The organism is Caballeronia zhejiangensis (genome assembly GCF_022879815.1).
GTDB classification, from domain to species: Bacteria; Pseudomonadota; Gammaproteobacteria; order Burkholderiales; family Burkholderiaceae; genus Caballeronia; species Caballeronia zhejiangensis.
Genome location: NZ_CP084283.1, coordinates 2,858,795 through 2,871,410, shown reverse-complemented (window position 1 = coordinate 2,871,410; position 12,616 = coordinate 2,858,795). Strand labels below are relative to the sequence as shown.

General features: G+C 64.3%; 9 protein-coding genes. 5 read left to right on the top strand and 4 right to left on the bottom strand.

Translation table 11 applies throughout. The features are described 5' to 3' along the window. Positions 1–277: 277 nt before the first annotated feature. Entirely contained in the window at positions 278–1,225 is a 948-nt protein-coding gene (locus LDZ23_RS13785; protein WP_008352483.1) for an alpha/beta hydrolase, read from the top strand. Between the two features lie 3 nt (positions 1,226–1,228). Here the strand turns inward: LDZ23_RS13785 and LDZ23_RS13780 are convergent, their stop codons facing one another. Further along, positions 1,229–2,074, bottom strand: a complete 846-nt coding sequence (locus LDZ23_RS13780; protein ID WP_008352486.1) for a transporter substrate-binding domain-containing protein — start codon at positions 2,072–2,074, stop codon at positions 1,229–1,231. 182 nt (positions 2,075–2,256) lie between these two features. On the opposite strand from LDZ23_RS13780, the gene hemE reads away from it, so the two are divergent. Together hemE and LDZ23_RS13770 are read left to right on the top strand one after the other, a co-directional pair. After that, positions 2,257–3,354: a uroporphyrinogen decarboxylase gene (gene hemE, locus LDZ23_RS13775; protein WP_008352487.1), complete on the top strand. Its 1,098-nt coding sequence runs from the start codon at positions 2,257–2,259 to the stop codon at positions 3,352–3,354. Positions 3,355–3,815: 461 nt separating this feature from the next. Further along, a complete protein-coding gene (locus tag LDZ23_RS13770) occupies positions 3,816–6,062 on the top strand; it encodes a primosomal protein N' (RefSeq protein WP_008352491.1) in 2,247 nt (748 codons plus the stop codon). 1 nt (position 6,063) lies between these two features. Here the strand turns inward: LDZ23_RS13770 and LDZ23_RS13765 are convergent, their stop codons facing one another. Then, positions 6,064–6,219: a hypothetical protein gene (locus LDZ23_RS13765; protein ID WP_160172900.1), complete on the bottom strand. Its 156-nt coding sequence runs from the start codon at positions 6,217–6,219 to the stop codon at positions 6,064–6,066. 314 nt (positions 6,220–6,533) lie between these two features. Here LDZ23_RS13765 and putA point away from each other — a divergent pair, with 314 nt between their 5' ends. Both putA and LDZ23_RS13755 read left to right on the top strand, forming a co-directional pair. Continuing rightward, positions 6,534–10,460 (top strand): trifunctional transcriptional regulator/proline dehydrogenase/L-glutamate gamma-semialdehyde dehydrogenase, encoded by a 3,927-nt coding sequence (putA, locus tag LDZ23_RS13760; RefSeq protein WP_008352493.1) that lies wholly within the window; start codon positions 6,534–6,536, stop codon positions 10,458–10,460. 112 nt (positions 10,461–10,572) lie between these two features. After that, positions 10,573–11,718, top strand: coding sequence for a branched-chain amino acid ABC transporter substrate-binding protein (locus LDZ23_RS13755; protein WP_008352495.1), 1,146 nt, complete (start codon positions 10,573–10,575; stop codon positions 11,716–11,718). A 42-nt stretch (positions 11,719–11,760) separates the two neighbouring features. Here the strand turns inward: LDZ23_RS13755 and LDZ23_RS13750 are convergent, their stop codons facing one another. Together LDZ23_RS13750 and LDZ23_RS13745 are read right to left on the bottom strand one after the other, a co-directional pair. Then, a complete protein-coding gene (locus tag LDZ23_RS13750; RefSeq protein ID WP_008352497.1) occupies positions 11,761–12,264 on the bottom strand; it encodes a cytochrome b/b6 domain-containing protein in 504 nt (167 codons plus the stop codon). A 10-nt stretch (positions 12,265–12,274) separates the two neighbouring features. Then, entirely contained in the window at positions 12,275–12,538 is a 264-nt protein-coding gene (locus tag LDZ23_RS13745) for a PepSY domain-containing protein (protein WP_008352500.1), read from the bottom strand. Positions 12,539–12,616 lie beyond the last annotated feature (78 nt).

Below are 12,616 nucleotides of genomic sequence, written 5' to 3'. Positions count from 1 at the left end.
TGAATCCGAGTCGCCGTAACAAAGTGTTTCAGGTTGTAACCCGCGCCCGATAAGGCTCGGAGGAAATTTTCGAGCGCGATTGTCCAGATTTCGACCGATATATTGTCTGTTATTCGGACGATTAATCCGTTCGGGATGACTTGACGCGCGATTGCAGATTTTCGAACTCGTGCGATTATTCTATTTTTTTCGCGGAAATCGAACGCCCGAACGCATGAAATCGATGCGCAAAGTAGGCCGCGCGCGCATAACGACACAAAAACCTATGGAGATACGCATGAGCATTGATGCAGCCCTGCTTCGCTATTACCGCGCCGTCGAGGACGCTTTTCCGGCTTTGCCGCCCGACGCGGACGCGCTGGCGATCCGGGAGCGCTTCAGCAAGGTCGCTCGAGCTTACGCCGGAGAGCGCGACGATGCCGTAACGGCGGAAAATATTCAGCTCGATCTCGAAGGCCGCACGCTCGCCGCCCGCATCTACAAGCCGAAAGAGGCCCGCGGCCCGCTGCCGCTGATCGTGTACTTTCACGGCGGCGGCTGGGTCGTCGGCGATATCCACACGCACGATGGCCTCGTCGCACGGCTCTCGCGCGACTCGCAATGCGCGGTGGCGAGCGTCGACTACCGGCTCGCGCCCGAGCATCCGTTTCCCGCGCCGTGCGAAGACGCGCTCGACGCGCTGCTCTGGCTCGCGGAGCACCGGTCGCGGCTCGGCTTCGCGACCGACCGGCTGGCTGTCGGCGGCGACAGCGCGGGCGCGCATCTGGCGGTTGTTGCGGCACGCGGCGCGAACGAGCGCGTCGCGGGCATCGTCGGCTTGCAACTGCTGCTTTACCCGGTCATGCGTCGTCAGTTCGAGAGCCCGAGTTGCATCGCCAATGCGAACGGTCCCGGTCTCACGAACGATGAGATGAAGTGGTACTGGACCCAGTTCCTTTCGGGTGAAACACCGCAGGCGCACGATGTGCGCGCCTTTCCGCTCTCCGAGCCGTTCGAGCGCACGCCGGCGCCCGCGATCGTCGTCGCGGCGGCGTACGATCCGCTCTATGACGACGCCGTCGAACTCGAACGCTTCCTACAAGCGAACGGCGGCCGTGTCGAGCTGATCGACGCGCGCGACATGACGCACGGATTCGGCCGCATGCATTCACAGTCCGACGCGGCGCTCGGCTGGCTGCGCAAGATCGGCGAGCGCACCGGCGAACTCTTGCGCGCCGCGCGCTGACCGCTACTTCAGCCACTTGTCATAGACAGCCTGGAACTCGCCCGACGAACGGGCGAGATGCAGCCACTGATCGACATACTGCTGGAACGGCACGTCGCCGCGCGGCAGCAGATACGCCTTTTCGCCAAACTGGAACGGCTTGTCCGGATGCACCGAGCACAGCCCCGGATTGAGCTTCTGCTGAAGCAGCGTTTCGGATGCGTCCGTGACCATGACGTCGGCCTTGCCGTCGAGAATCTGCTTGAAGATGGTCACGTTGTCCGGATACTCGATCAGTTGCGAGTGCGCAAAGAACTGCTTCGCGAAGCGTTCGTTCGTACCGCCCGGATTCACGATCGTCCGCACGTTCGGCTGATCGATCTGCGCGACGGTCTGATACTTCTCGACATCGTCGCAACGCACGATCGGCGTCTTGCCGTCTTCCATGTACGGCGCGGTGAAAAACGCGCGCTTCTGCCGTTCGAGCGTCGTCGAGACGCCGCCCACGGCGATATCGCATTTCGCGATGAAGTCGTTCATCAGATTCGACCACGACGTCTTCACATACTCGGCCTTCGCGCCGAGCGACTTCGCGAGACTTTCCGCGAGATCGATGTCGATGCCCTCGAACTGCCCGTCCGGACGCAGGAACGAGTACGGTTTGTAATCGCCGGTCGTGCAGACGCGCAGCGTGTGGCGTGCGAGGATGTCGTCGAGGCGAGAGGGCGCGGCAACCGACGAAGGCGCGGGCGCGGCGGACTTTGCTCCGGCGACGGTGCCGGCCTGAATCGTCTGCGCGTGCGCGGCGTTCAAAAGCGAGAGCGACACCGCGAAGGCAGCGGCTGCGAGACTGACGGACGTGCGTTGCATCGATTCTCCTGGTTCTAGTTGTGTAAGCACACTGATCATAACGAGGGCTTCGCTTGCCCGAAATCCGGCCAAACGACATAGGCCGCGCGGCATGAGCCGTTCCGAATTGCCGGGCTCAGCCGGCGTAAACGTTCGACCGCTCCGGTAGAATGGACGATTCTCTGCCTTGAGCATCGAGCGACGTGGCACACACTCTTCTGAACGACACCTTCCTGCGCGCGCTCTTGCGCCAGCCGACCGACTACACGCCGATCTGGCTGATGCGCCAGGCAGGGCGCTATCTGCCGGAATACAACGCGACGCGTGCTCGGGCGGGCAGTTTTCTCGGTCTCGCGAAGAATCCGGATTACGCGACCGAAGTCACGCTTCAGCCGCTCGAACGCTTTCCGCTCGACGCCGCGATTCTCTTCTCGGACATCCTGACCGTCCCCGACGCAATGGGGCTCGGTCTGAACTTCGTGCAGGGCGAGGGGCCGCGTTTCGAGCGCACGGTGCGTACCGAAGACGATGTGAAGCGCCTTGCCGTGCCGGACATCGGCGCGACGCTTTCCTACGTCACCGACGCCGTAAGCCAGATTCGCCGCGCGCTCACCGACGCGCAAGGCCGCCAGAAGGTCCCGCTGATCGGCTTCTCCGGTAGTCCGTGGACGCTCGCGTGCTACATGGTCGAAGGCGGTGGCTCGGACGACCATCGCACGGTCAAGTCGATGGCGTATTCGCGGCCGGACCTGATGCATCGCATTCTCGAGGTCAACGCGCAAGCCGTCACCGCTTACCTGAACGCGCAGATCGAAGCGGGCGCGCAGGCCGTGATGATCTTCGATACATGGGGCGGCGCACTCGCGGATGGCGCGTATCAGCGCTTCTCGCTCGAATACATCGCGAAGGTGGTTGCCGGCCTGAAGCGCGAGCACGATGGCGCGCGCGTCCCGGTCATCACGTTCACGAAGGGCGGCGGACTCTGGATCGAGGAAATCGCGGCGACGGGCGTCGATGCGGTCGGTCTCGACTGGACCATGAATCTCGGCCGGGCGCGCGAAAAGGTCGGCTCGCGTGTAGCGCTGCAGGGGAACATCGATCCGAGCGTGTTGTTCGCGCCGCCCGCGTCGATCCGCACCGAAGCGCGCGCCGTGCTCGAAAGCTTCGGCAATTTTCCGGGCCACGTCTTCAACCTGGGCCACGGCATCTCGCAGTTCACGCCGCCGGAAAATGTCGCGGAGCTGGTCGACGAGGTTCATCGACATAGCCGCGCCATGCGCGCCGACCAAGCCGCCCGGTAAACGGCGTACGAAAGCCTGCGTTGCGGACGCGTGCTGCAGTGCAATATCGGTGATTCGGGGCAAGTGATCAGGAGCTGGAGGGTTCTGTCCGGATCGCCCGCCTCAGGCGGCGCTCCCCGATGTCAAGACTGAACTTATGCACAATTTGTTCGCTGCGGCGCGCCATCAGACGTATGGCTTACAGCAACCAATAAGATGTCGCTATATGTGCTTCAAGCCAATGATTCTTAACGCATTTCGACGGCTTCGCCCGAAATGTGGGTTAGCGCACATAAGGGATTCGTGACATTGTTTGCGGCGATCACGGACGCACTTCTCAACAAAGTTATCCACAGGGCTGTGGAAAGCATCGGAAATCCAAAAATAATCGGCGGTTTACAGACGATTCTGATGTTTCACTTTAACTTCTCCCGCCTCGGGCGCTTGGTTCTGTCGAACCGTCTTGCGCGGGGTCCCGCGCGGTGACTGATCTATTCGTCCGCGTCGCCGTCGATCAGCCCATGCCCGTGCTGTTCGACTACCGCTATGCGCTGCCGGCCGCGCCTGCCGTCGGCATGCTGGTGCAGGTGCCGTTCGGGCGACGCGAAGTCGTCGGGTTGATCTGCGAAATCGCCCATTCAAGCGACGTGCCCGCTGCCAAACTGCGCGACATCACTTCGATTTGCGAAGGCTGCGCGCCGCTGTCGGAAAAGTGGATCGCGCTTGTCAGCTTCGCCGCCGATTACTATCAGCGCGGGCTGGGCGAAGTCGCGCTGCCGGCGCTTCCGCAGGCGTTGCGCGACGCCTCGCGCTGGGATCGCCTTTTTGCCGTCGAGCCGCGCTTTCGGATTCTCCCCGAAGGGCGCGCGCAACTCCCCGATGCTTTGCCCGCCCGCGCCAGCGCCCTCCGGCGTCTCGCCGATGCGCTCGCGGAACAGCCGTCGCTGACGTTGTCCGACGCGCGTGCGTTGCATCCGAAAGCGGGCGCGACCTTCGACGACTGGATCGCGCGCGGATGGATCGAAGCGGTGACAGCGCAGATCGCCGAACCCGACGCGAGCGCGCCCATGCTGCCGACCGGCGCGGTGCCGCTGCCCTTGCTGACCGATGAACAACGCGAAGCCGTCGATGCAATTTCCGGCGCGCAAGGGTTCGCCCCGTTCCTGCTGCACGGCGTGACGGGCAGTGGCAAGACCGAGGTGTATCTGCACGCGCTCGCCGCGTTGCTCGCCGACCGGCCTGACGCGCAGGCGCTCGTCCTCGTTCCCGAAATCAATCTGACGCCGCAGTTCGAAGCGGCGTTTCGCGCGCGTTTCGCGGCGCTCGCGGACGGCTCGATCGTCACGATGCACAGCGGACTCGCCGAAGGCGAACGCGCGCGCAACTGGCTCGCGGCGCATACGGGCAGCGCGCGCATCGTGCTCGGCACGCGCCTCGCGATTCTCGCGTCGATGCCGAAGCTCGCGATCATCGTCGTCGATGAGGAACACGATCCCGCGTACAAGCAACAGGAAGGCTTGCGCTACTCCGCGCGCGATCTCGCCATCTATCGCGCGAAGCAACTGGATATTCCCGTCGTGCTCGGATCGGCGACGCCATCGCTCGAAACCTGGTGGCAGGCCGAGCAGGGCCGCTACACGCGACTCACGCTCACGCGCCGCGCCGTCGCCGAAGCGGTGCTGCCGAGCGTCCGGCTCATCGATCTGGAAGAGGAAAGACGGCGAGGCCGCGCCTCGGTCGAGGGGCTCGCGGGGCCGCTGATCGCGGCGCTGAAGACACGCGTCGAGCGCGGCGAGCAAAGCCTCGTATTCCTGAACCGGCGCGGCTATGCGCCGATCCTGTCCTGCGAAGCCTGCGGCTGGGTCGCCGGTTGTCCGCGTTGCAGCGCGTATGCCGTGCTGCATAAGCCTGAGCGCGCGCTGCGTTGTCATCACTGCGGCTGGGAATCGCGCATTCCGAAGTCGTGTCCGGAATGCGGCAACATCGATATCGCGCCGATGGGCCGCGGCACGCAGCGCGTCGAGGAAACGCTCGCGAGCGTGGTGCCGGGTGCTCGCGTGCTGCGCATCGACGCCGACAGCACGCGCCGCAAAGGCAGCGCGCAGGCGCTTTTCTCCGATGTCCACGCGGGCGAAGTCGACATTCTCGTTGGCACGCAGATGATCGCGAAGGGCCATGATTTCCGGCGCGTGACGCTCGTCGGCGTGCTGAACGCGGACACCGCGCTCTTCTCCCACGACTTTCGCGCGAGCGAGCGGCTCTTCGCGCAACTGACGCAGGTGAGCGGGCGCGCCGGACGCGCGGGCTTGCCCGGCGAAGTGATGATTCAGACGCGCTATCCGCGTCACGCGCTGTATCAGGCGCTTTCGCGACAAGACTACGTGGGTTTCGCCAATTCGACGCTCGCCGAACGCCGCGACGCGCGTCTGCCGCCGTTCGTCTATCAGGCGATGCTGCGCGCCGAAGGCCGCACGCTCGATGCGGCGCTGAAATTCCTCGAAGAAGCGGCGGCGGCGTTCGGACCTCTGCCCGGCGCTGAGCGCGTGACGGTCTACGACGCGGTTCCGCTCACCATCGTGAAAGTGTTCAATGTCCACCGTGCGCAACTGCTGCTCGAAAGCGCGTCGCGGGCCGCGCTGCAGGCGTCGCTGCGCGCGTGGCAGCCGGTGCTGCGCTCCCTCAAGGGCGTGCTGCGCTGGAACGTGGAAGTCGATCCGCTGGACGTCTGATTCAGATTTCGGCGCGTGGAACGTCGCTGACCGCGCGGTCGCCTTGGCCGGAAGCGTCATCGGACCGATGAACGTGCGGCGACGCGCCCCGCACGAACAACACGACGCAGACCGCGAACATCGCCCAAACGCCGGCCACCACCATCCAAGTGCTCATGCTCGTTGCTCTCCCCGAAATCGCGGAATATCGACCGCTGAAGGCGTCGCCATCGACGGCGCATGGCGTTTATAACGGCGGTGTCCGAGGATTTACTTAGGGGCCGTCTCAAAAATTCCGGATTAGGGAAACTACTAGGCACCGAGCGCCGCGCGCCATCCGGCGGTGCACCGCTCAAAGCCTTGTGCCACAAAGGTTTCATTGTGGTGCAACCCTAGCGAAAATCTCGGTTGCACCTTTTAAATCAGCGGGGTACGATTCGCCAACTTTTCAGGTCTCTGGCCGGCCGAGCACGACCGGCAAACGAAGGAAATATGGCGAGCACAACCCTAGGCGTCAAAGTCGACGATCTGCTGCGTTCCCGGCTCAAAGATGCCGCGACGCGCCTCGAACGCACTCCCCACTGGCTTATCAAGCAGGCGATCTTCGCTTATCTGGAGCGCATCGAGCATGGCCAGCTTCCGCCCGAACTGACGGGTGCGAACGGCTCGTCGGAAATGGCGGATGCACCTTCCGTCGATGGCGACGAAGACGGCGCGCCGCATCCGTTCCTCGATTTCGCGCAGAACGTGCAGCCGCAATCGGTGCTGCGCGCGGCGATCACGGCGGCGTATCGCCGGCCGGAGCCGGAGTGCGTGCCGTTCCTGATCGGTCAGGCGCGACTGCCTTCGAACGTCGCGGCCGAAACCGAAAAGCTCGCGACGAAGCTCGTCGAAGCGCTGCGCGCGAAAAGCTCGGGCGGCGGCGTCGAAGGTTTGATCCACGAATTCTCGCTGTCGAGCCAGGAAGGCGTCGCGCTGATGTGCCTCGCCGAAGCGCTCCTGCGCATTCCCGACCGCGCCACGCGCGACGCGCTGATTCGCGACAAGATCAGCAAGGGCGACTGGAAATCGCACATGGGCCAGGCGCCGTCGCTGTTCGTGAACGCGGCGACGTGGGGTTTGATGATCACCGGCAAGCTCGTCACGACGAACAGCGAAGCGGGCTTGTCGTCGGCGCTGACGCGTCTGATCGGCAAGGGCGGCGAGCCGCTGATCCGCAAGGGCGTCGACATGGCGATGCGCCTGATGGGCGAGCAGTTCGTCACCGGCGAGACGATTTCCGAAGCGCTCGCGAACAGCCGCAAGTACGAAGCGCGCGGGTTCCGCTACTCGTACGACATGCTCGGCGAGGCCGCGACGACGGAAGAAGACGCGCAGCGCTACTACGCGTCCTACGAGCAGGCGATCCACGCGATCGGCAAGGCGGCGGGCGGGCGCGGCATCTACGAAGGCCCGGGCATTTCGATCAAGCTCTCCGCGCTGCATCCGCGTTATTCGCGCTCGCAGCAGGAACGCACGATGAACGAGCTGCTGCCGCGCGTGCGCTCGCTCGCGCAACTGGCGCGCCGTTATGACATCGGCCTGAACATCGACGCCGAGGAAGCCGATCGTCTCGAAATCTCGCTCGATCTGCTCGAAGCGCTCTGTTTCGATCCGGAGCTCGCGGGCTGGAACGGCATCGGTTTCGTGGTGCAGGGTTATCAGAAGCGCTGCCCGTTCGTGATCGACTATCTGATCGATCTCGCGCGCCGCAGCCGTCATCGCCTGATGATTCGCCTCGTGAAGGGCGCGTACTGGGACACGGAAATCAAGCGCGCGCAAGTCGATGGACTCGAGGGCTATCCGGTCTATACGCGCAAGATCTACACGGACATCTCGTATCTCGCGTGCGCGAAGAAGCTGCTCGGCGCGCCGGATGCCGTCTATCCGCAATTCGCGACGCACAACGCGTTCACGCTCTCCGCGATCTATCACCTCGCCGGACAGAACTACTATCCCGGCCAGTACGAGTTCCAGTGCTTGCACGGCATGGGCGAGCCGCTCTACGAAGAAGTCACGGGCCGCGACAAGCTGAACCGTCCGTGCCGCGTGTATGCGCCGGTCGGCACGCACGAAACGCTGCTCGCGTATCTCGTGCGCCGTCTGCTGGAAAACGGCGCGAACACGTCGTTCGTGAACCGCATCGCCGATGAATCGATTCCGGTGAAGGAACTCGTGCGCGATCCGATCGACGAAGCGCAGGCGATCACGCCGCTCGGCGCGCCGCACGCGAAGATTCCGCTGCCGCGTCAGCTTTACGGCAACGAGCGCTCCAATTCGATGGGCCTCGATCTGTCGAACGAGCATCGGCTGGCTTCGCTGTCGTCGGCGTTGCTGGCGAGCGCGCATCATCCGTGGCGCGCGGAACCGATGCTCGAAGGCGGTGACATCGGCAACGGCGTCGCGCGCGATGTGCGCAATCCGTCGGATTTGCGCGATCTCGTCGGCACGGTCGTGGAAGCGTCGCCGGAACAGGTGAGCGCCGCGATCGCCAACGCGGTCGCCGCCGCGCCGATCTGGCAGGCGACGCCGGTCGAAGACCGCGCCGATTGCCTCGCGCGCGCCGCCGATCTGCTCGAAGCGCAAATGCACACGCTGATGGGCCTCGTCGTGCGCGAAGCGGGCAAGTCGCTGCCGAACGCGATCGCGGAGATTCGCGAAGCCATCGATTTCCTGCGCTACTACGCGTCGCAGATTCGCGCCGAGTTTTCGAACGATACGCATCGCCCGCTCGGTCCGGTCGTGTGTATCAGCCCGTGGAACTTCCCGCTCGCGATCTTCATGGGCCAGGTCGCCGCTGCGTTGGCCGCGGGCAACCCGGTGCTCGCGAAGCCCGCTGAACAGACGCCGCTGATCGCCGCGCAAGCCGTTCGCCTCCTGCGCGAAGCGGGCGTGCCGGCGGGCGCGGTGCAACTGCTGCCGGGCAATGGCGAGACGGTCGGCGCGGCGCTCGTCGCCGATCCGCGCACGCGCGCCGTCATGTTCACCGGTTCGACGGAAGTCGCGCGCCTCATCAACAAGACGCTGTCCGAGCGCCTCGATCCGGATGGCCGCCCAATTCCGCTGATCGCCGAAACCGGCGGCCAGAACGCGATGATCGTCGATTCGTCGGCTCTCGCGGAGCAGGTCGTCGCGGACGTGCTGCAGTCGTCGTTCGATTCGGCTGGCCAGCGCTGCTCGGCGCTGCGCGTGCTGTGCCTGCAGGACGACGTCGCGGATCGCACGCTCGAGATGCTGACCGGCGCGATGAACCAGCTCGCGGTCGGCAATCCGGATCGTCTGTCGACGGATGTCGGTCCCGTCATCGACGCCGACGCGAAACGCGGCATCGACGCGCATATCGCCGGGATGCGCGACAAGGGCCGCAACGTCACGCAACTGCCGCTGCCCGACACCTGCGCGCAAGGCACGTTCGTGCCGCCGACGCTGATCGAGCTCGATAGCATCGACGAACTCAAGCGCGAAGTATTCGGCCCGGTGCTGCATGTGGTGCGTTATCGCCGTTCGAACCTTGATAAACTCCTCGACCAAATTCGCTCGACGGGTTATGGCCTCACGCTCGGCATCCATACGCGTATCGACGAAACCATCGCGCACGTGATCTCGCGGGCGCATGTCGGCAACATCTATGTGAACCGCAATGTGATCGGCGCCGTGGTCGGCGTGCAGCCGTTCGGCGGCGAAGGGCTGTCGGGCACGGGTCCGAAGGCGGGCGGCGCGCTGTATCTGCAGCGTCTGCTCGCGAAGCGCCCGACCGGTCTGCCGAAATCGCTGGCGAGCACGCTCGTCGTCGATCAGGTGGCGTCGAAGGACACGCCGACGGCCGCGCTCACCGCATTGCGCGACTGGGCGATCGGCGAACGCGATCCGCAGACGGCCGCGCGTTGCGACGGTTATCTGCAGCATGTGATGGCGGGCGCGACGGCCGTGTTGAGCGGACCGACCGGCGAACGCAACACGTACACGCTCGGCGCGCGCGGCACGGTGCTGTGCGTGGCGGCGACGGCGAGCGGCGCGCGCGCGCAACTAGCCGCCGTGCTGGCGACGGGCAACAAGGCGTTGTTCTCCGGCTCGGCGGGCGAGCAACTGGCGGCGTCGTTGCCTTCTGCGCTCAAGCCGTTCGCGATGGTCAGGAAAGCGGCGGAAGACTTCGACGCCGTCTTGTTCGAAGGCGACAGCGATGAACTGCTGTCGCTCGTGAAGGAAGTCGCGAAGCGTCCGGGACCGATCGTATCGGTGCAGGGCGTGGCTGCAGGAGCGTTCGCCGACGCTGGCCACGACGGTGAAGACTACGCGCTCGAACGTCTGCTGACGGAACGCTCGGTGAGCGTGAACACGGCGGCGGCGGGTGGCAATGCGAATTTGATGACGATCGGTTGAGACACCCCTCGAACGCTCGGTTCAAACGAATTCAAACAATCGGCAGCAGGCACGGCGTAACGGAGACACGCGCGGCACAGGCTGCCATCCACACTGGAACACAGGAGAAGCTATGAAGCACACGATGACCAAGCTGGCGGCAGCCATGACGCTCGCCGGCCTGTTCGCGGGGACCGCAGCTGCACAGCAGGCAGAAGACGTGAAGGTTGGCTACGCCGGCCCGCTGACCGGTGCGCAGGCGCACTACGGCAAGGACATGCAGAACGGCATCACGCTCGCCGTCGAAGACTTCAACGCCACGAAGCCGGTGATCGGCGGCAAGCCGGTTCGCATCGTGCTGAACTCGGCGGACGACCAGGCCGACCCGCGCACGGGCACGACCGTGGCGCAACGCCTCGTCGACGATGGCATCAAGGGCATGCTCGGCCACTTCAATTCGGGCACGACGATCCCGGCATCGCGCATCTACGCGAACGCGGGCATCCCCGAAATCGCGATGGCGACGGCGCCCGAGTACACGACGCAAGGCTTCAAGACCGCCTTCCGCATGATGACCTCCGACACGCAGCAAGGCTCGGTCGCGGGCGAGTTCGCGGTGAAGACGCTGAAGGTCAAGAAGATCGCGATCGTCGATGACCGCACGGCATATGGCCAGGGTCTTGCCGACCAGTTCGAGAAGGCGGCGAAGGCGGCGGGCGGCACGATCGTCGACCGTGAATTCACGAACGACAAGGCTGTCGACTTCAAGGCGATTCTGACGAAGATCAAGTCGACGAATCCGGACCTCGTGTACTACGGCGGCGCGGATTCGCAAGCCGGCCCGATGGTCAAGCAGATGAAGACGCTCGGCTTCCGCGCGCCGCTGATGGCGGGCGAAATGGTGAAGACCGACACGTTCCTGAAGATCGCGGGCGACGCGGCTGACGGCACGGTGGCATCGCTCGCCGGCCTGCCGATGGACGAAATGCCGGGCGGCGCGGACTACTCGGCGAAGTACAAGAAGCGCTTCAACGAAGACGTGCAGACGTACTCGCCGTATGCCTACGACGGGGCGATGGCCATGTTCACCGCGATGAAGGCTGCGAACTCGACGGATCCGGCAAAGTACCTGCCGTTCCTCGCGAAGACCGACATGCAGGGCGTGACGGCGAAGCACCTGTCGTACGACTCGAAGGGCGATTTGAAGAACGGCGGGATTACGCTGTATAAGGTCGTCGGCGGGAAGTGGACGACGTTGCAGAGCGTGGGCGGGAAGTAAGCGTTCCTCGCATTGAGTCGAGAGAAAGCCTCGTGATTCGCGTCACGGGGCTTTTTTGTTGCCCGTCACCATCGCCCGAACCAAATTCTCCCGCGTCCACACGCTCATCAGCACGGCCGCGGCGACGTGCACGCAGACACAAACCTCGACCGCGATGGCGAGCCACGCATGAATCTCCTGCGGCCAGTCCTCGCCCCAGAACGCATCGAGCCGCATGATCCACCCGGACAGCGCGAGCGCGAGAATCAGGAACCAGAGAAGGAGCGCCATCAACCCGCCAAGCGGATTGTGCGAAACGTGATGGATCGGCCTGGCCCTGGCAAGCGACCTCAGATAGTCGACGAGATGCGAGCGCGTCGGCCACCACGCCGAAAACCGCGCATGACGCGAGCCGACGAAACCCCAAACGATACGCGCAACGACAAGCCCGGCCGCGACATACCCGAGCACGCGATGCGTGGAATCCGTCGGTCCGAACAGATTCCACAAGACGATGCCCGCGACGGCCCAATGCGTCAGCCGGACGAAGCCGTCCCAGACTTTCACGGCGCGAGCGTCACTCGACTTCCGACTTCACGACCGCCAGCGTCTTCGTGTCGTAATAGATCTCTACCTTCTTGCCGTTCTTGTCGTGACCGTAGATTTCGTAGCAGTTGCCATCGACCTTGAACTTGCGGATCTTGTAGCCTTGCGCTTCAAGCTGCGCCTTGGCATCCGATTCCTTCATCCATTCGCTCTTCGGATGCGCCGTGCAATCCGCCTTCGCGAATGCCGCACCCGAAAAGCCCAACGCCAACGACAAAGCCAGAACCTTAAGCATCGCTAACTCCCGGTGTTTTCGAACTGGCTACTCTACTGCCACCGGAAGCGCGCTGCAAGCAGCTTGAAAGTTTGTCCG

Excerpts from the sequence above, each read along its gene's own strand:
- LDZ23_RS13785 (WP_008352483.1), top strand. The coding sequence starts at position 278 with ATGAGCATTGATGCAGCCCTGCTTCGCTATTACCGCGCCGTCGAGGAC.
- LDZ23_RS13780 (WP_008352486.1), bottom strand. The coding sequence starts at position 2,074 with ATGCAACGCACGTCCGTCAGTCTCGCAGCCGCTGCCTTCGCGGTGTCG.
- LDZ23_RS13765 (WP_160172900.1), bottom strand. The coding sequence starts at position 6,219 with ATGAGCACTTGGATGGTGGTGGCCGGCGTTTGGGCGATGTTCGCGGTC.
- putA (WP_008352493.1), top strand. The coding sequence starts at position 6,534 with ATGGCGAGCACAACCCTAGGCGTCAAAGTCGACGATCTGCTGCGTTCC.
- LDZ23_RS13755 (WP_008352495.1), top strand. The coding sequence starts at position 10,573 with ATGAAGCACACGATGACCAAGCTGGCGGCAGCCATGACGCTCGCCGGC.
- LDZ23_RS13745 (WP_008352500.1), bottom strand. The coding sequence starts at position 12,538 with ATGCTTAAGGTTCTGGCTTTGTCGTTGGCGTTGGGCTTTTCGGGTGCG.